Raw genomic sequence first — 19,321 nt, forward strand, 5'->3', positions numbered from 1 at the left:
TCCAAGTAAAGTCGCGAGTTATCTAGCTTCGTGTGAATTCTATATACAAAGTGAAAAGTTGAAAACACGATTAAGGAAAAGTACACAAGACTATGGACTTGACTTCAAGATTTTTTATCCGCACCTTTTGGACGGATATCCGACAGTTCGAGCATTATATCCGCACCTTTTACATACATATCCGCAAAACGTGACTTTATGCTCACGGAAAAAAGTTAAGGCCCCACCAGTTCAAACACTTATACGTCCCTACTTAAGAACATTAATCTGTCTATTTCTATAAATCCATTCTTCTTATAAAATGCCTCCGCTGGAATCCCTCTATCCGTTAATAACGATAAGTTGCTCACATTTTCTGAATCAAGTTCTTTTAGTAGATAATTCAAAAGCATTGATCCTATCCCGTTTTTTTGTTTCTCAGCATTTACGCACATTTCATTAATAAAGAATTCATTTCCACTCCACCAAACCCTATGGGCGCCGAAAATAAATCCAATGATCACGTCCCCTTCGACAGCAAGAATCCCCAGAAATCCGGGAGTATTCGTGTAATCAAGTAAATACTTCTCAGCCATTTCTTCTGACCACTTATCATTCCACGGCTCTTGATTAAAGACATCAACAAATAATCTAGTACACTTCAAAAGGTCATCCTTCTCAAATAATCTTAAATCCATTGGCTACATTCACTCATCTCAATTAAAGATTTGTACTTTCCGAACTGATCCGTGATATATTGCGTTGTCCCACTATTTACTCTCGCTCCAACAACTGTGTTATTCAAGCTATTCTATATTATCGAAAAAATCTATTTACGAGACCGGAACGAAACAGGTAGAATAAATAGTAAGTGAAAAATATATTTTATGGAGGGAATCGTTTGAAAATTTCACATGTACGCTTATTAGTGCCGAATATTCGAGAATGCTTTTTATTTTACCGGGATATTCTCGGGCTTGAAGTCCTTTATGAAAATGAAGATACACCGTTTGCTGAGTTTCAAACGGGCGATATCAATATTGCGTTGGAACCTCCAATAGTGAGTGAACCTCTTGAAGATTTGCGTACGTCGCATGAATTCAGTGTTAATGATCGGGTTGCCATCATTTTTAGAGTTGATGACGTTGACGCAACGTACAATCAATTGAAAAACAAGGATGTTGAATTTGTAAAGGAACCACATGACGCACCTGAATGGGGTATGCGTGTTGCCTATTTTCGTGACCCCGCGGGGAATTTGATTGAAATCAACAAAGGAATTTAACTTAAATCAGCAACAGTAGTACACCGTTGTCAGAATAGTGTCCGGATCGTGTGAGTGACTGGCACCACGACAGACCGGCACCACGACAGTAGATTTTGCCGATACGGATTGTTGGCTCAAATGGCGGACTGTCCCATTCTTCTAATGGATCCGCCGCTTGAACATCGTAATGACCGTAGATTAACAATGTGAAATAAGCAGGGTCATTCATAATTTCACCGTACACAACCGGATGACCTTTTGTAGGGAGCAGCTGCGTTTTGATTCCTACTTCCTCCATCATTTTCTGAAGCATTAGAGAAGCCTCGTCCATCCCTATATTTTGTGCACTTATGCTCTTTTGTCTCAAAAATGTAAAGAGCAGTTCCAAATATTCCTCTTTTTTATCCTCAGTGAGTTTTTCAATCTTCGACATATTCATCCATTTTTCACTCCTCATATCACTATTAATTATGTACAGATAGCTATAATTAATTAATAAATCTATTATATCAGACTTCACGCTTCAGAAGACCCTTCGGCACCAATCAAAAAAGGTCGCCATATCCATTGGATACAGTGACCTTCCTCAACTCGTATTAACCAAACAAACCCAATAACCACGGTGCAGCGTACAACACCATGAACATGACACCGTAATTTACGCCGTGTCTATGAAGAAGACCCGATACGAGTGCAACAAGCATCACTCCGAAAATGTTGATCCAACCCGCGTCCATATAGGCAAGCATTACGACAAGTCCTGCGAATAAACCAATCAATGCTTCGTGTGGAACTTTTTTAAAGACAAATTTACTAATTTCACTTGAGAATTTAATCGTCGCGTAATAGGTGACCAGAATTGCGATGGATGCTCCGATAATTGTAACTATCATAATTTCACTCATTGAAAGGATATGATGAATATTATGTTCCGGCGTAAAGACAGGCGGTGCATTGAATAACGCACTTGCCGGTCCGATGGCCATAGGAGATAACGGCAATCCAATCGCAAGAAGTGGAACCAAAGTACCCGCAATATAAGAGGCATTCGTGAGCGCATCCATTGTTGAAATGGCTCGGGAAGCTCTCTTTATCGGATCTTTAATATGTCGCGTCAAAAACTCCCCAAGAAAAACCGTCATTCCAACAGGAGATAAAAAGAATGTAGCGGTTCCCAATATACTTCCGAGGGTAGCCGTACCTATTTCCTTTTTTGTTAAGATTTTAAATGGATTCGGAAATCCTTTTAAGGGAGCCGACTTTTTCAAATATATTTCTTTATTTCCAAGTACGGGTTGCTCTTTTCGATAGTCTTTATCCAACAGTTCAAACAGCTTAAAGATGATTGGACCGATCGTAATTCCTAGGAAAAATGAAATGAAAACGGTTTGAGTCGGTGGAATAATTTCCAATCCCCAATACAGATGACGCAATCCTTGAATAAGAAGTGCAAATGGAACAATAATGGATAAGGATAATAATTTATTCTTCGTCATAAGTGCTAGGAATATTGCTCCAATAAAGAAAATAAGTCCGGCATGACCGCTGATTTTACCTGCAATAGGAAGAATAAGGCTGGCAATTAAAAAACTCGCTGGTATTGCAATAATCGTTCCAATAACGGATCCTGAAGCCATTTTTCGAATACTCAAATCCGGCAATCCATGTTCCTTTAAAACCATGGCATGTTCGACCATTGGCGCGGACATTACACCCCCAGGGATACCTGCGATGGCTACTGGTATTGAGTCTGTCAGCTTCTTTGCGACAATTGCGGACATGAAGAAAGCCAATACTACATAAGGGGATGTCCCTAGTAAAACGAGTGCCAATGTAACAGGCGCAAGAACCGCGGTTTCATCTGTTCCAGGAGCGATTCCGATAACGGTATAGAGAACCGCAGCCCCAAAACTCGCTAGTATCATTTGAATGATGATCGACGCATCCATTAGTTTTTCTCCTCTCCCTCAACAGTGAGTGTCCTTTTCGGTTTAATGATAAAAAAGTTGATGACAAATGCAATCAAACCCCCAACCAGTCCGAAGATTAACGGCTGAGGGGCTTCGCCCGGTGCAATCAAAAAACCGCCAAGAGTGAAAAGAATAGAGATTCCCATAGAAATACACAGATCTTTTAAATCTACGTTATCTCCCCAAATATCAACATACTTTTTATCTTTTACCTCTTTCATACTAAAATCCCCCTTTTCAATTCAAAGTTCCTTAAGAAACGTGAATACATTCATTTCGCCACATTGAAGATGAATGTACAAGTGTTTCATAAGTATATCCTATTTATTAAGTACAGAGAACAATAAGTCGAGCTGTTTTCTATGTAATCGACAAATTCCTATCTCCTTCTACTTTTTCACATATGCTAGTCGCGTGTATCTCGATTATGTACCTAAAACAAAAAAGTGCCTCCCTGCCTTTTACTTGGCTGGAAGACACTTGACTGGAAAGATGTATTCAACGTATTGTTAATTTGGTCAATTCAAAAAAATTGTTCTTATCCATGACCTGTTTAATCTGACCTATATTTGGCGCATAAAACGTCGTATAACTTCTCCTTCACAGTAAAAGTATACCTAGTAAACCATTACAACATTTAACGCCGCGAAGGGGTTCGACAATTATGAATAGTGTTGAAGTTGTAAAAGGGACTGTCACCACCCAGACTAGACAAACAAAAAAACGCCCAAATGGACGCTTCTTTTTGTGAATCGATGCTTGCAGTTATTTGTTTTTTATATAGTCCATGCCTTGTGGTGTTATGGATAAAACTAGATTATCTGTCCCTTGCCCATTATCTACGGCATAGTCCTGTTCGATAAGATAATCAATAGCGATTTTGCTGCTGGGCTCTGCCTCTACCATTGCTTTGGGTAAGTGATAACTCCCACCATCATTAGCAAAATGATAATCATAAAGACTTTGCAACAGCATATCCGATAGTTTGTTTTCTTGTTCATTCGTCATGAATAATCCCTCCTATTTCTTTCATCTATCATACGACAAATCGAGTGAAATATCCTTTATGGACAATTTAGGAGGGAAAACATTCATATGTGTAAATGACAATACAACCTTTTCGTTGTGTTCGCCCGAGTGGCTAGTAATTCTGACAAGCTCTTAGCACAATCCAAAGACTGAATGTAGCTTCCTTTCTGTCAACACTATACAATCTCTAGTTTTTTGTATCTATTATTCGTTTGGATAGAAACCTTTCCAAACTACATCCAAATAGGATTGATAATCCGTATCTCCCTCTGTACTAATAAGTAGAATCCTAGAAGTTTCATTTAATCGTAATTCTTCACATGCTTTACGATTTTCGAATGCTCGAAGATAAAATAATAAACCTAAAGGTACTGCACCCGATTCACCTGAAATAATTTTAGGGTCATTTAGAAGTGGATTTCCTAGAACTCTCATTCCAAGGGCAGCTATATGGTCTGCACAGGAATAAGATGCCCATGCATACTGTTTTAAAATCCGAAATGCGCGTTTATTTGGCTCACCACAGGCTAGTCCTGCCATTATCGTGTTCATATCGCCGGATACAATTTCCATAGTACCTGTACTATTTGAAAATGAACGATAATAACAATCTGCAAGATTCGATTCAACAACTACGATTTTTGGCGGATCATCTCTGTAATATTGTGTATAGTAAGCTCCAATACCAGCTGCATAAGATCCTACACCTGCTTGTAAAAAAATATGAGTGGGAGGCTTTTCCTTTTGAACTTCCATCTCCTCAATAATTTCTTGAGCGATTGCGGAATATCCTTGCATAATCCAAAGCGGAATTTCATCGTAGCCTTCCCAAGCAGTGTCCTGCACCATTACCCATCCGTTCTCCTCAGCCAACTTCGCACAAATTCGAACTGTTTCATCGTAATTAACATCTGTAATTGCCGCCGTGGCACCTTCCTCGCGAATCGCATTCAAACGTTGTTTTGAAGAGCCCTTAGGCATATAGATTACTGACTTTTGACCAAGTTCTCTTGCCGCCCAGGCTACTCCACGACCATGGTTTCCATCCGTTGCTGAAATAAAAGTAATATCACCTAGTTGATCTCTCACTTCAGATGATTGTAATTCTGAAAATGAAAGACTTTCAATATCTCTTCCTAACTTCTCAGCTAAATACTTTCCGATAGCATAAATTCCACCCATAACTTTAAATGCATTTAGTCCAAATCTTTGAGATTCATCTTTCACTCTTATCTCTGCGACTGATAAATAATCTGCTAAACTTGGTAAAGACTCTAAAGGTGTATTCGTATATAAAGGATGAGTTTTTTGAAACTTCAATACTTTATTGATTTCATCCTTACTGAAATAGGATAATTCTTTTTCATTGTATTCGGAAGACCGGGCATGATTAATAACCCAAGTACTCTCGCCATCGGATAACTGACCCATTAAATATCACTCCACTTCTACTTTTTGTGTTCCCTTGAAATAGTTACCAGAATAATAATGAGCTATGTATAGGAATCTCATGTACATAAAACAGGACTTGCTAGACACTCCACTTAACCTTAACCGTCAATGTATGAACACAAAAACAGGTAAAGGTTAAGGAAGAATGCCAACAATGCCCGATATTAATTGTATCAAACCCTACGAAATGTAAAAAAATTTCGATTGATAAAACTCCAAAGATGCCAAATCTTGACTAAGGGTGGCCTGTAAAAAATATTCTGATCAGCCTTATGAGATAGTATCTATAAAATCAGTAAATATCTTTCATTATTCATGTATGATTGTCAAACATAATTATTTTCGCTTCAGATTCACCAGGATTGAATGAGCGATGTGGTACATCGTCCGGAATGATAAAGGCATCTCCTTCACGCCACTCCAACTGTGAATCGCCTAAATCCATTTTATAAAGTCCTGAAATAACATAAATTGAATGCCCTTTATAGCAAACATGATCCCCTTCATATCCCGGAGGAAATGTAATTAAGCGCATGCGAACTGAATCAGTCTGAAGCCATCTCGATACCGCACCTTTTGCGGCCCGATCTGGAACACTGGGGGCATCACCCCTACTAACCAATAACTTCATACTATTTTCATCCTGTTTCTCCATCTTTATATGCCTCCTCTTTATGTTAACCCCTATTATGCCTCTAAAATATCTACAGCCATCTTGGCCATCTCAAGCCTTAACTTCTCAGTCCGGACGGTTTTACACCTTCAGGAATTGGGCAAACATAAGGAGTCTTTGCAAGCTTTAACGCATGTTCAGCTTTAATAGGACCTAGTAGTTCAGGGTCTTCAAGAATTTGAATTGCCGTCAGAGCCATTGCTTCACCAGCACGCAACATTCCAGAATGTGCAAATGAGTTGATTCCCTGTGCGACCATCTGCCACGTATGGAGTTGTGTGCCAATTGCTGATGTAGATACTGTACATTGTGCAGTCGGAACAACCCAGCTTACATCAGCTACATCTGTAGATCCAGGAAGAATTCCATCAGTGGCGACATATGGAGAAATTGTTTCGCATAAATATTTACCTTCAAATTCAGTACCGTCACCTGAATAACCAAATCCCTTCATCAAGTCGACAGAACTATCCTGCTCAACTTCTGATAAAGAATTCCAAATCCCTTTGGCAAAGGTTTTATCAGCTTCGGAAGACTCACCCGGACCGACTTCCACCAGTTTATCAAATAAAATTTCTTCAAGTGCACGGTTCGGTATATAATTCGAACATGCTTTGTCAAAGACAATCGTTAAATTTGTTTCCGTCATAAGAGCTGCCCCTTCTGCAATTTTGCATACACGTTTGTAGATTTCATCAACTTCACTAACTTTTGGTGCACGAATTAAGTAAAGAACTTCTGCATCCGCTTGTACGACGTTTGGAGAAAAACCGCCCGTATTGGTCACTGCATAATGCATACGCGCTTCTGGGATGACATGCTCCCTTAAGTAGTTGACTCCAACATTCATCAATTCAACTGCATCAAGTGCACTACGTCCTAGGTGTGGTGAAATAGCTGCATGGGAAGTAACCCCTTTGAACCGGAAATAAACTTGATAATTCGCAAGTGAAGACAAACTCATCACAGCATTCACGGTTGATGGATGCCACGTCAATGCGATGTCAAGATGATCGAATATCCCATCCCGAGTCATAAATGTCTTACCAGAACCACCTTCTTCTCCAGGGCATCCGAAAAACTGTATCGTTCCAGGAAGACTTTTTTCCTCCATATAGGCTTTCACAGCAAACGCTGAAGATAAAGCACCTGTTCCAAGAAGATTATGGCCACAACCATGCCCCACGTCATCGCCCTCTAGCGATTCGCACTCAGTTACATCCGCTTTCTGACTTAGGCCGGACAATGCATCAAACTCACCGAGAAAACCGATATAGGGAGCACCTTCACCAAACGTTCCCACAAAAGCTGTGCTAATTCCAGCGACATTTCTTTCAACTTTGAATCCTTCCGCTTCCAATGTATCTGCAAGATATTTTGCCGATTCAAACTCCACAAACCGTGTTTCGGGATGGTCCCAAATGTATTTGCTTATTTCTTCAAATTTGCTCCTGTTCTCATCTAGATAAGTCTTAACAACCGATTTCACTTTCAGCATACACCGTCACTCCTCGATTCATATTTAAATCTACTTCACAAGTCTTTATCTGCACGAAAACTTCATATGGCATCAGAATAAGTCGAGTATTATAAAATAAAATCTAAGCTGTACAAGCTTAGATTTTTACAATAAGTTCAAATAATGTTGTTGGCCTGCCTATTTGAGAAACACGTTCTTCTCCTACAACTTTCAAATGATTTGAGTCTAATAGGATTTTCGTAAAACGTTCTGCACTGCGGCGGCTGATTTGCATATATTCGGCAAGTTCAGTTGCTGAGAAGGATTTATAGTTTCTTAGCTTACAAAATTCAACTATCTTCCGAATATTTTTCATATTAATACCACTACTAGTGCTTATTTCAATTATATAGTCAAAATCAAACTTTTCTTCTGTACCCTGAGTATTTTCTGTTGTACTTTGCGTTAACGGTCCTAGCAGACTTTTATCAACATTCATGATATAAGCACACGTTTTATCTTTACTTTCAGATGAATAGTGCAGAGCAATTTGGGCATTATATTCCGCTTCTTTTGCTGTTAATCCAAATCCAAATCCAACATTTACTTTCATATCTATAAGCTTTTTTATTTTAAAAAGAACAGAAAGGTCATTGTAATTGTTTGTAATTATTTCGAATGACCCTTTTGTCCCGTAAATAATGAATTTATCCTTTCCGACCTGTTGCAACGAAGAATCAATCTCAGTACTAAAATCCAGGAGCAATTGGTGCAGTAATAAGGAATTACTCTCTGCAAAATAATTACCTTTCTCAATTACGTGTGATTGATAATTATCTATGGAAACAATTCCTACTACGATTTGTGCTTTCTTACTAACTTCCAATTTTCCAAGCATCATCGCTTGTCTAAATGTATCTTTAATTGTTTTTTGTGGATGGTTCATTCGAATTACAGGAATACCCTTTTTACTAAGTGCTTTATATACGATACTAATACAAGTAACTGCAATTTCTATTTTCCCATCATTCCATAGTTTTTCATGAAATTGTATAATTTCTTCATAAATTCGTTTTCCTTCATGATCATTAATAGTACTTAAATTCTTTATATATACATCTTCATGGTCTAAGCCAACCTCGCCAAATATCTCATAAATATCAACATTATCTAAAATATCAAGAGAGAATTTCTTATGCCGTAAATGATATTTCACGTTGAACAAAGTGAGTACAACAACATATTCGTCAAGTGGAACGTAAACTGCAGGTATCCCTTTTTCTTCAAACACGTGTTTAGATAATGTGTATGGTATTGAACCTGTAAAAAGAAGAACGTCAACACCTTTAGCACTGCGTACTAACTCTATACTTTCTTCAATAGTTTCATATACGTATGGTATCAATTCAACCCCTTGAAAATGAGGTACATACCGGCTTACTCTTTCAATCATAGAATCCGATCCAAAAGCAGCGATACGAATCTTCATGATGATGACCCTCCTATAAGTTTTAGTAAGACTGTTCACACATCTTAGTATAAACTAAGTAGAGTCAAACGAATTATATTGAACTTGGTATTTTTGATGAAAGATTCACAATCGCTTTTCCTGAATCATCGATTTTCATTATTGTGCCAAATTCAGTTGATAATTCACTAAAACTTTCTAAGATTTTTTTCCCAGCCTCTTTTTCAGATAAATAAGGCCGCCCTCTTTTAAATGGAACATCTCCTTTTGTTAAAGACACCGGAAATATTTCAATGCTACTAAGTTTACCGGCTTCAAAATGGCAAACCGGCATAATACTTTTCCAATAAATATCGTTACCCGGAAACCCTCTCTTCCCCCCATCGCTACGCAAGTGAAATACTTCACTTGGAGTTAAAGAGGGGTCCACTTTAAATCGATTATAGGAATCATATGGTAGCTTATATATTAGTTCATTGTGACCAATAAAATTACCGAGGCTATAGAAAATAGGTTTTTCATTGTAAATTTCTAGCCCACGCAGTAAATGTGGTCCGTGACCTACTATCATGTCCGCCCCTGCATCTATAATAGTATGTGCAAACTCTCTAATGAATTCAGCTGGATGTTCCCTAGACTCTCCTTGCTCATGGGCATGTAAACTTACAATTACGACGTCTGCTCTGGATTTAGCTTCTTTTACCCATTTACAAATATCTTTCATGTCTTTTTCATTCGGCTTAGTTCTAACCTTTGCTGAATTTGCAGTACGAAAGTTGGCGTTTAAAGTTCCTGCTACACGTAAATTTGAATCGGTAAAAGGTAGTATCTCGGAGTCTTCCGGCTCAGATCCAAACCCCAAGTGAATAAATTCACGTCGGTGTGCCTCAAGCCCTAAGTCTTCATATATTTCTTTTAAAGACTTCATTTGTTCTTCCGTCACTTCATATTCAACATCAAATCTTAAAGGATTTACTCCTGGTCTTCCTTGTACTTCCGGTCTCTCTTCTCCTGCAGCTTGTTCTTCAAAAAATGTGGAAGTACAAGCAATCATGGCCACTGTACCTTCAGATGTAGTGTGGTAAACAGGCATTCTCGCCTCGGTAAGATTTCTTCCGACTCCAGCATACGAAAGACTTCTTTTGTCTAGTTCAGCCATACTAGAGAGTAGACCCTCTACCCCATAATCCAATGCATGATTGTTCGCACATGAATATAAATTGATACCTAATTCTTTTAAGTCATCCATCACATATGAATGCGCAGCAAAATGAGCGCCATCACTCCGGGCTGCTGGATAGCCAGTGAAATCATTAGGCAGTACTTCCAAGTTTGTAAAAGCTACATCTGCCTCTTTTATTTTATTGTATAGAGCGATTGTCTTTTCATCTTTGTGAACAGATATAGGACGTGAAATAATACTGTCACCCGTAAGCGCTATACTTAATTTTTCATTCGCGGTATTCAAGATTTTCTGCTCCTTTTTCCAATTAGAATAAGTTATTTACAGTTAAAAATTAAACTAGGGAGGGGGATTGTCAGCAATTCCCCCCTACTTTTTTATTCGTTAATGGTAACATTCCACAGTATAGGTCCAACTAAATAATCAAACCCTTCAATCTCTGTACGATACGATGATATTTCTACACTATTACCGGGTTTGATTATCGGTAGATAGTCCCAGAACTCTTTCTGGAATTCTGCAGTTAACGCTACTATTTCTTCTTGGTTGGTTGCATTTATTATTTCTTCAATAAGTCGGTCCATCTCATCACTTGCTGTCCACCCAGGCCATTCGGCTTGAGAATCTAAAAAAGGATATTGAATTGGAGTTGGTCTTAAAGCCCAACCACTTATGAACATCTCATACGCATCTGGATTTGCTCTTTTTTCAAGAACTGATGACCAATCATAAACTTCAAGAGTGACATTCATACCAATTTCTTTCAGTTGTTGTTGAGTAACTACAGCAATAGTATAGTAATCGTCATATTCACGGGAAGTCAGAATTCTTATCTCTTCCCCTTTATATCCAGCTTCTTCTAAAAGTTTTTTTGCTTTTTCTGGATCTTTTTGGTTATATTGATCGCTTCCTGCGTCAGTATACCAATCCGTTTGTTCCTTAAGCATTAGCTCGTGATTCAAGCCAAAGAATTTTTCGTTTCCATAAGTTGCAAACATCAAATCCTCTATATTTAATGCAGCAGCAACCGCCTTACGCATAAGTATATTACTGAATAACCCTTGCTTTTTATTAAAGACAATACCAGGAAAAGAGGCTTGATTTATACTGTTTTCAACTTCAGTATCCTTCTCTAGTTGTTCCGCATTATCATAAGGAATGAAGTTCCCTATATGATAATTACCTGCTTGTAATCCCGATACACGAGTAGATGGGTCTGTTACGAATTCAAAAACAATTTCATCAACATAGGCATTTTTCTCACCCGACAAACCATCTGCTGGCTCATTACGAGATTGGTAATCTTCAAATCGTGTCAACTTTATATGTTGATCCTGTCGCCATTCTTCCAATTTGTAAGGTCCAGTCCCAATATATTCAGTAACTCCACTTTCAGTAGCAGCTTCCACAATTTCCTTCGGCATAATGGCTGCTATTTGTGTGACGTCCGCAAAGACAAACATATCAATTGAACCTGTTTTTTCGAGTTGAGCAACGACTGTGTTATCATCACCTGATTCGAATGTAATCCCTTCCAAAAAGGATTTGGCTTGGGCTGACTTTCCAGCCCACATTTCCATAGATGCAATAACATCTTCCTGAGTCATTTCTTCTCCATTATGAAACTTTATGCCTTCTCGTAGTTTAAAAACTACCTTGTTCCCTTCAACATCTACTTCAAATGATTCTGCTAACATAGGTTGCACATTCATGTTGCTATCAAACGTAACAAGCTGCTCAAAAATATTTCTAGATATATCACGTGTCGCAGTCGCAGTTGTAGCAGCAGGGTCTAAGGTAGGCGGTTGAGCATTGAATGCAAAGCTAAGTGTGCCGCCTCGAGTAGGATTATTTTCTTCAGTTATATCATTCTCGTCTTGTGTGTCGTCCTCTTTTGCATCTACATCTTGATCCTTTTCCCCCGAACACGCACTAATAATCAAACACAAAATGAACAATAGACATATCCATAACCAACTTTTCTTCTTTCCCATTACCTCACTCCTTTTTATGACAACATAAAGCATTTCAAAATAGATTAATTGCTAATATTGCTTCAATGATTGTGTACTAAACGAAAGGTCTACAGTGATAATTAATTACAGATTCGAACTTATATTTCACATATTCATTTCCATATAAAGTAACTTCTGTTTGAGTCAAATTACGAATACAAAGCTATTACTGAAAAAGATCTACTATCATTCTTAGGACTCACTTGACGTACTCGCCCAATTAAAACAGTTCTATTAGTCTTTAGTTTTCTACATTGCGTATATATGTTGTTTGTGTTTTATCAAAGTTTCAAACTACCCCCTTTTTTAAACAGTCCTGATTGATGAAACACTTACTTTTAAATATTTCCCCATTCAGAATCCTCACTTAACGACAATAATATACAACTTTTCGCTAACTAACACTTACTATAAACTAAGTATTCGGGTTATGTCAATACTATTTCCGAAAGATTCATAATATTATTTTAATTGTGCGCATTTCATACACTTTTGAACTAAACCATTCTGAAATCCATAATGATATTGGTGCCTAACACTTGCGTTTCATAGAATCCAGAACAAACAAAAAAGCGCCCAAATGGACGCTCTTTTTCAAATTGATTTATGCATGCAGTTATTCGGTTTTATATAGTTCATACCTTGTCGCGTTCATCTATCACGACAAATAGAGAAAAATAAAAAACTTTTCATTGTAGGGCTTCCTCTTTATAGACATAGTTTTAAATACTTCGAGAATAGCATCTTAGTCCAATTCGTTATCCGCTATCAAAACAGCTTGTAATAATGTGTTTGCAGCTATTTCAATATCATCTAAACGACTGTATTCTTCAGGACAGTGGCTTTTACCATCGATGCTTTTCACAAAGATCATCGCTGATTTTGTATTATCAGCCATGTGTGTAGCATCGTGCCCAGCCATGCTACCAAAGGTTGTATAAGGGATTCCCAATGAATCGGCTGCGCGTTGGAGGTATTGAACAATATCTCCGTCAAATGTGCATTCTTCTTGATTTAATATTGTTTCAATGTTGATTTTCACTTTACGCCGGTCTCGAATAAGTGCGAATTCCTTATAAATCTTTTTTCTTATTTCCGCGCGCTCTTGTTTACTTGACGACCGGATTTCTAAGATGAAATCGACTCGTCCAGGTATAATGTTCGCAGCATTTGGAAAATTATCTAACTTACCTACCGTCGCTACTGCATCAGAGTTAAATTTAGAAACAACCTTCTCTACGGCAATGACCATCTCACTTGCCGCCACTAATGTATCTACTCGGTCTTCCATCATCGTTGTTCCTGAATGATTTGGTTCGCCTAGCACTTCTATCTTGTCTCGATATATGCCTACGATTTGATCCACAATCCCAATCGAAAGATCCTGTTTCTCAAGCCTCTTTCCTTGTTCAATGTGTAATTCAATGTAGGCTGCTAAATCATCTCTCTTAATTTTCGAAAGGTCCTCTAAATTACCTCCCGCTTTCAATACAGCATCAGACAACTTTACTCCATTTGAATCCATCGCTTTAACCAACTCTGAATAACTCAGTTTTCCAGTCAGTGCTCGACTTCCCATTGTTGACAAATTAAAATCATTTGGCTCTTCAGCTGTAAAGGATACGATTTCTAAATCATGTTTTAGAGATACATGATTATCTTGTAGCGTTTGAATTATTTCTTTAGCAACGAGAACACCTAACGCCCCATCAAATTTACCACCGTTAGGCACGGTATCTAGATGGGACCCTATAACGATTGGAGAGTCCGATTTACCATTACCTTTTAAAGTGGCCCATATATTCGCAATTGGATCTACTTTCACAGATAAATTTAACGCTTCCAATTGATTAATAAACAGTTCTCTTACTATATAATCATCATCTGAAAAGCTAGGACGTGTTATCCCATTATTCTGCTCTTCTCCATATTTACCATAGTCCTGGATCTCTTGCATAAGTCTATCTATATTGATTTTCATAGAATACCTCTTTCCTAAATCAATAATTCATTCAAATAAATTTATATTGAATGTATCAGCGTGTTACTTAGAAATAAGATCCATATTAAACTCAATTCCTAATCCAGGGCCATTAACTACTTTCATTTTTCCATCACTTACCAAGTCTTTCGCGGGAACTGTGGTTAAGTCATGTGTATGGAGATATGCACCACAGATGAAATCATTATGCCTACTAATTACAGGTGTACTTGCAGCTACATGCATACTTGCAGCAATTCCAATACCGAGTTCTAGATTACTCCCAATTGCACACGTAATACCCGCGGCCTCAGCAATCGCTGCAATCTTTTTAGATTGGTGAATACCGCCCACCTTACAAATTTTCAAGTTAATAATATCAGCACATTCATATTGAATTGCGAACAATGCTTCCTCAAGACCAAAAACTGTTTCATCAATCATGATTGGTGTATCTACAGCTCTTCTAATGTCTCTTAGTCCTTTTAAATCAGACTTTTTAACTGGTTGTTCCACTGACTCAAGCTCACCCGTTGTCTCCAATTCCCTGATTACACGGATTGCATCTGGAACATTATAGCCTTGGTTAGCATCTAATCGAATTTTAACTTCTTTTTTAGAATCACTTATAGCTTTTCTGATTAACTGAACTAAGTGAACATCTCTTTTGGGTTCTCTACCAACCTTTACTTTAATAACAGAGAAGCCTTCTTCTATTTTTTGCATCGCTTCATCATAAGCACTTTGGTCATCCTTTATACCAACTACATATGCAAGTGGAATTTCATCTCGATACTTTCCACCAATTAATTCATAAACAGGTTGGTTCAGGGTTTTACCCCAAGCATCGTGAATCGCGATATCAACCGCAGATTTTGCCGCACTATGTCCATGAATAACTGCATTCATTTGTTCATGGATTATACTTAATTCATTAACACCCTTACCTAAAACAGCGGGTCCTAAGTAGAGATCATTTACTAACTTAACTGTATCTGCAGTTTCACCCATAAATGCTGGAGAAGGCGATGCTTCACCATAACCTCGAATACCATCGGAGGTTATTACTTCCGTTATCGCATGCCTTCTAGTATTTGCAGCATAAAGCGATATCTTCCATTCGTTTTGTAAAGGTACTTCTATTATATACGTGTTTACTTTCACTATTTTACTTAACACTCAATTCATCTCCCATACTAAATTGGTATAACTGTCTCGGACGCCCTTGTTGATAAGGCTTTTCTTCGCCTACAATGCTTACTACTTCATTGTCCAATAGTTTACGAATCATTCGTTCTGCACTCCGCTTTGTTACATTATTATAATCTGCTAAAACTTCTGCAGAGAAAGGCGTATTATTTCGAAGATGATAAAACTCGGATAATCTAATTATCATTTCATTGCTAAACCCAGTAACTTCAGTCATTTTTCTGAATAGTTTTGAATTAACATTGATTTTTCGATCCCCTAAAGGACCAATAACTTCACTAAATTCATCCACTATATAGCAACTACTTCCTTCAGAAAGCTTTCCTTGTCTAAAGGCCATTTTTGCATTCCTATCCGCTTGATTGGCTGTTAAACCAAATCCGAACCCAAAATTGACAGCTGCTTTTAATTCATCTTCGATATCACGGACAAGTGGAAAGTCCTGATAATTATTTGTAGCATAGTCAAGAATTCCCCTAGTTCCAAAAATCACAAAGTTATTGTTACCGTTATTAATAATAGAAGCATATACACTGTGACTAAAGTTAAGTAATAATTGATGGAGTCTTAAGAGCAGTTCTTGACCGTAAAATTCACCTTTTTCTGTAATAATATTATCAAAGTTTTTCACTTTAATAATACCTACAACTATTTGTGAGCTTTTACTAACCTTTAACTCACCTTTCATTTTGGCCTCTTCAATTGCTCTTTCTAAATTCCTATTTGGAATCTTCATCCGATAACATAAGACACCTTTTTCTATTAACGTAGTTTCAACTTCTTTAATTGTCGTAAGAACATAATCAATCTTTTTCTCATTCCATAATTTCAAATGGAACTTTACAATATTTCCAATATCTAGTTTCTCGTCATTTCCAAACCCATACATGTACGTATCTTTATTTTCAAGTTCAAGTTCATTCATGACTTCTATAACGTGGCTTTCATTCATAATATCAATTGAAAATTTTTGTAGTTTTTGATTCTCCTCGTTCTTTAACCTAAAAAACGAAGTAGTCACCATAAATTCATCATAAGGAACATATACAGCTGGAATACTAATCTCTTTTAATTCTTCTGTAGCGTAGAGAAAAGGAATCGGGCCTGTAAAAAGAATGACATCACATAGTTGAGTCTTATGAATTAAATGTTTACTCTCCTCTGCATTTTTATAAACAAAAGGAACAAGCGTAACATCATCCATATCCTTGGCATAGTTCTCTAGCCTATTTATAGATGACTCCAAACCAATTACCGCGATTTTCACACTCATTTTCAACATCCCCTATGACAATAAATTCATATAATTAATAATTTCTTTACCAAGTAATGAAATCGTCTTTTTACCCGTAACGTTATCAGGCCATCCCTTTGTAAGTATTGCAAGGTAAGCGGTCTTTCCGTTCTTTTGAATGATACTAATATCATGCTCAATCCCTGGAAGTTCTCCTGTTTTATTATAGAAAGTAAATCCAGAATCAGCATAATTATAACCAGGTATTTTACTAGTAAACTGTTGATTGCCCATTATTTTCAACATTTGATGTCTACTGGCATCACTTATTTCGACATTTGAATTTCCAACAACCTTCAGGAACTTCATCATATCTGCCGCAGTTGTTTTATTTTCATAACCATTTTCGACAGCTGTAAAATCCATGAAAAATCTTTCGAATTTTGTATTGGCACAACCAATCTCTTCCGAAAGTTTATTCACACAATCCATACCTACTGTTTTCAAGGCGATATTAGAAGCTGTATTGTCAGAGACAATCATCATCAGTTCCAATAAATTACGGAAGCTGTACGTATTGGAGTCCGTTAAATAATTAATGACTCCCGTTCCGCCAACCTTTTGCGCATTCTCTATTTTTATTATCGCATCAATATCAATCTTTTGCTGTTCGAACTGGCGGAAAGATTCGATTAATATGGGTAGCTTAATGACACTTGCAGCTTTCATTATTTCATTTTCATTGATGAATAGTTCACCTTCGTCTGAACTAAAAGCCAGTGATATTTCACCAGAGCTTTTAGTTACAACATCTGTTAATACAACCTTCAGATCATCTAAGTTCAACATCATCACACCTCATCATTCATTCAACTAAATAATCAAACTTCTTAACCCTACGAATAGCACTACAAACACAGTAATTACAATGCCGAATACTACCATAGTTTTCAAATCCTTTGAACGTGCTATTCCCATAGAAGCTAAAGTATCTCCTACTGGATATAAGAACTCAGTCATTTGCGAACCGACAAGTAAAACGAGAACCCATATACTTATTGGAATGCCTGCTTCAAGATACAATGAGCCAAACATTTCATTCAGCACAATACTTTGAGCTACAGCCGCACCTGGTACACCCGCAATTCCAGTTAAACTAGTTAATAAAACCAGAGTCAAATTTCCACCTTTATCAATTAAAGGCATAATCATGTTTTTCAATGATTCAAATCCGCCTAATTCTTGGATGTAAAAAATGAATGGTGTGAATAAAATAAATTGAAAGAAAAGCCATATTAATGGTTTAGCACCTTCAAAAAACGTATCTGCAATTTCGTTCGGCGATAGTTTTGCTGCTAATCCAGTAATGATTGCTGTTCCGATAATAACTACCAAAGCAAAAGTACTTCCGCCTTGAGTGATAACCCCGTAAACAATCAAACCAACTAATGATATTACGAAAGCCCATGTTGCCCTAGCAACAACTTTAGGGTCTAATGGAGTATCATTATTATTCACACTAAAACTTGCCACATCTTCTTTAGTATAAGGATGTGTTTGTATTGTCTTTGGAAGTATCCATTTGACATAAAAGAAAGTAACTATCCACATAACGATTGAAACGGGTAAACCAGCATAGAGAACTACTTGGAAATATGATAATCCAGTGATTTCCATAAGGGTTACCATAGGTGGAGTAAAAGGTCCTAAGAATAAACCTGTGACACCCGCACCTTGGAAAATTACCGCAACTGCACTAGACGACAGTCCTATTTTTGAAACAATTGGAATGACAACTGGAGCTGTTACAGCATTCGCTCCTGAGAGTGTACCAAGTGATCCAGAAAGTATTGTAGATGAAGCCATCGTTCCCAAAATAGCTTTGTTAGCGCTGTCAATTCCGATCTTATTCATGACAAATTCTACAATCTTCTGTGCAACACCTGTTTTTTCAGCAATCTTTCCAAGTCCCGCGCCTGCCATTATTATTAATCCTACATATGCTAAAAATGACCCTAAGCCTTCCTTCGTAGTAGTGGCAATTTCCACCATGCTTGCTCCTGCCATAACTGCACCGACAATAGTGGCAATAAATATCGACACTACTGGATTCCACTTTCTAAATACCAATACTACAAAGATAATAAGTGGAACTAAACCAAAAATCGTTGGACCTGAAAACATACTATTCCTCCCCTTTGAATAAATCTAGAATTTACAAGTTTCCGATATTAATGTTTTGTTTAACGACTCATCTAACGACGTTGTCTCTAATGACTTTATTATATTAACTATTTATTGTCAATACTTATTTTTATCCGGATTAAATCTAGTGTTTTTTAGTAGGTATCATTAATACGTACACAACAGCAATAGATTCCATGACTTTTACCATTCGCGGC

At 37.3% G+C, this 19,321-nt stretch carries 17 protein-coding genes; 1 reads left to right on the forward strand and 16 read right to left on the reverse strand.

Features of this window, described 5'->3' with window-relative positions:
* Positions 1 to 239: 239 nt before the first annotated feature.
* Positions 240 to 644 carry a GNAT family N-acetyltransferase gene (locus tag ACFSFY_RS14095; RefSeq protein ID WP_381539095.1) on the reverse strand — a complete coding sequence of 135 codons (405 nt, stop codon included), beginning with the start codon at positions 642 to 644 and terminating at the stop codon, positions 240 to 242.
* A gap of 236 nt (positions 645 to 880) precedes the next feature.
* Between ACFSFY_RS14095 and ACFSFY_RS14100 the strand changes: the two genes are divergently transcribed.
* The gene (locus tag ACFSFY_RS14100) at positions 881 to 1,264 is read left to right on the forward strand and encodes a VOC family protein (protein ID WP_381539096.1); all 384 of its coding nucleotides are present in this window, start codon (positions 881 to 883) and stop codon (positions 1,262 to 1,264) included.
* Position 1,265: 1 nt separating this feature from the next.
* Here the strand turns inward: ACFSFY_RS14100 and ACFSFY_RS14105 are convergent, their stop codons facing one another.
* From ACFSFY_RS14105 to ACFSFY_RS14175, 15 genes are all read right to left on the reverse strand, one after another.
* Complete coding sequence (locus ACFSFY_RS14105; RefSeq protein WP_381539098.1) at positions 1,266 to 1,685, reverse strand: zinc-binding metallopeptidase family protein; 420 nt, start codon at positions 1,683 to 1,685, stop codon at positions 1,266 to 1,268.
* 157 nt (positions 1,686 to 1,842) lie between these two features.
* The gene (locus ACFSFY_RS14110) at positions 1,843 to 3,195 is read right to left on the reverse strand and encodes a tripartite tricarboxylate transporter permease (RefSeq protein WP_381539100.1); all 1,353 of its coding nucleotides are present in this window, start codon (positions 3,193 to 3,195) and stop codon (positions 1,843 to 1,845) included.
* Positions 3,195 to 3,437, reverse strand: coding sequence for a hypothetical protein (locus ACFSFY_RS14115; RefSeq protein ID WP_381539102.1), 243 nt, complete (start codon positions 3,435 to 3,437; stop codon positions 3,195 to 3,197). Before ACFSFY_RS14115 ends, ACFSFY_RS14110 begins: the two co-directional genes overlap by 1 nt.
* 544 nt (positions 3,438 to 3,981) lie before the next feature.
* A complete protein-coding gene (locus ACFSFY_RS14120) occupies positions 3,982 to 4,224 on the reverse strand; it encodes a hypothetical protein (protein WP_381539104.1) in 243 nt (80 codons plus the stop codon).
* A gap of 225 nt (positions 4,225 to 4,449) precedes the next feature.
* Complete coding sequence (dpaL, locus tag ACFSFY_RS14125) at positions 4,450 to 5,676, reverse strand: diaminopropionate ammonia-lyase (protein ID WP_381539106.1); 1,227 nt, start codon at positions 5,674 to 5,676, stop codon at positions 4,450 to 4,452.
* A gap of 334 nt (positions 5,677 to 6,010) precedes the next feature.
* Entirely contained in the window at positions 6,011 to 6,352 is a 342-nt protein-coding gene (locus ACFSFY_RS14130) for a cupin domain-containing protein (RefSeq protein ID WP_381539107.1), read from the reverse strand.
* A 76-nt stretch (positions 6,353 to 6,428) separates the two neighbouring features.
* Positions 6,429 to 7,805 carry a M20 family metallopeptidase gene (locus ACFSFY_RS14135; protein ID WP_381539636.1) on the reverse strand — a complete coding sequence of 459 codons (1,377 nt, stop codon included), beginning with the start codon at positions 7,803 to 7,805 and terminating at the stop codon, positions 6,429 to 6,431.
* A gap of 181 nt (positions 7,806 to 7,986) precedes the next feature.
* Positions 7,987 to 9,318 carry a hypothetical protein gene (locus ACFSFY_RS14140; protein WP_381539109.1) on the reverse strand — a complete coding sequence of 444 codons (1,332 nt, stop codon included), beginning with the start codon at positions 9,316 to 9,318 and terminating at the stop codon, positions 7,987 to 7,989.
* Positions 9,319 to 9,391: 73 nt separating this feature from the next.
* Positions 9,392 to 10,765 carry a CapA family protein gene (locus ACFSFY_RS14145; protein ID WP_381539111.1) on the reverse strand — a complete coding sequence of 458 codons (1,374 nt, stop codon included), beginning with the start codon at positions 10,763 to 10,765 and terminating at the stop codon, positions 9,392 to 9,394.
* Positions 10,766 to 10,857: 92 nt separating this feature from the next.
* Positions 10,858 to 12,474, reverse strand: a complete 1,617-nt coding sequence (locus ACFSFY_RS14150; RefSeq protein ID WP_381539113.1) for an ABC transporter substrate-binding protein — start codon at positions 12,472 to 12,474, stop codon at positions 10,858 to 10,860.
* A gap of 766 nt (positions 12,475 to 13,240) precedes the next feature.
* Positions 13,241 to 14,476, reverse strand: coding sequence for a M20 family metallo-hydrolase (locus ACFSFY_RS14155; RefSeq protein ID WP_381539115.1), 1,236 nt, complete (start codon positions 14,474 to 14,476; stop codon positions 13,241 to 13,243).
* 63 nt (positions 14,477 to 14,539) lie between these two features.
* Positions 14,540 to 15,655: a mandelate racemase/muconate lactonizing enzyme family protein gene (locus ACFSFY_RS14160; RefSeq protein WP_381539116.1), complete on the reverse strand. Its 1,116-nt coding sequence runs from the start codon at positions 15,653 to 15,655 to the stop codon at positions 14,540 to 14,542.
* Positions 15,645 to 16,958, reverse strand: a complete 1,314-nt coding sequence (locus ACFSFY_RS14165) for a hypothetical protein (RefSeq protein WP_381539118.1) — start codon at positions 16,956 to 16,958, stop codon at positions 15,645 to 15,647. Before ACFSFY_RS14165 ends, ACFSFY_RS14160 begins: the two co-directional genes overlap by 11 nt.
* Before the next feature lie 12 nt (positions 16,959 to 16,970).
* The gene (locus ACFSFY_RS14170) at positions 16,971 to 17,768 is read right to left on the reverse strand and encodes a serine hydrolase (protein ID WP_381539120.1); all 798 of its coding nucleotides are present in this window, start codon (positions 17,766 to 17,768) and stop codon (positions 16,971 to 16,973) included.
* 24 nt (positions 17,769 to 17,792) lie between these two features.
* Positions 17,793 to 19,103 carry a GntT/GntP/DsdX family permease gene (locus tag ACFSFY_RS14175; protein ID WP_381539122.1) on the reverse strand — a complete coding sequence of 437 codons (1,311 nt, stop codon included), beginning with the start codon at positions 19,101 to 19,103 and terminating at the stop codon, positions 17,793 to 17,795.
* Positions 19,104 to 19,321: the final 218 nt, after the last annotated feature.

This window comes from Sporosarcina siberiensis (genome assembly GCF_042681925.1).
GTDB classification, from domain to species: Bacteria; Bacillota; Bacilli; order Bacillales_A; family Planococcaceae; genus Sporosarcina; species Sporosarcina siberiensis.

Bases quoted from the DNA above. Each gene is read 5' to 3' on its own strand.
- ACFSFY_RS14105 (WP_381539098.1), bottom strand. From the start codon at position 1,685: ATGAATATGTCGAAGATTGAAAAACTCACTGAGGATAAAAAAGAGGAA.
- ACFSFY_RS14110 (WP_381539100.1), bottom strand. From the start codon at position 3,195: ATGGATGCGTCGATCATCATTCAAATGATACTAGCGAGTTTTGGGGCT.
- ACFSFY_RS14115 (WP_381539102.1), bottom strand. From the start codon at position 3,437: ATGAAAGAGGTAAAAGATAAAAAGTATGTTGATATTTGGGGAGATAAC.
- ACFSFY_RS14120 (WP_381539104.1), bottom strand. From the start codon at position 4,224: ATGACGAATGAACAAGAAAACAAACTATCGGATATGCTGTTGCAAAGT.
- dpaL (WP_381539106.1), bottom strand. From the start codon at position 5,676: ATGGGTCAGTTATCCGATGGCGAGAGTACTTGGGTTATTAATCATGCC.
- ACFSFY_RS14130 (WP_381539107.1), bottom strand. From the start codon at position 6,352: ATGGAGAAACAGGATGAAAATAGTATGAAGTTATTGGTTAGTAGGGGT.
- ACFSFY_RS14140 (WP_381539109.1), bottom strand. From the start codon at position 9,318: ATGAAGATTCGTATCGCTGCTTTTGGATCGGATTCTATGATTGAAAGA.
- ACFSFY_RS14150 (WP_381539113.1), bottom strand. From the start codon at position 12,474: ATGGGAAAGAAGAAAAGTTGGTTATGGATATGTCTATTGTTCATTTTG.
- ACFSFY_RS14155 (WP_381539115.1), bottom strand. From the start codon at position 14,476: ATGAAAATCAATATAGATAGACTTATGCAAGAGATCCAGGACTATGGT.
- ACFSFY_RS14165 (WP_381539118.1), bottom strand. From the start codon at position 16,958: ATGAGTGTGAAAATCGCGGTAATTGGTTTGGAGTCATCTATAAATAGG.
- ACFSFY_RS14170 (WP_381539120.1), bottom strand. From the start codon at position 17,768: ATGTTGAACTTAGATGATCTGAAGGTTGTATTAACAGATGTTGTAACT.
- ACFSFY_RS14175 (WP_381539122.1), bottom strand. From the start codon at position 19,103: ATGTTTTCAGGTCCAACGATTTTTGGTTTAGTTCCACTTATTATCTTT.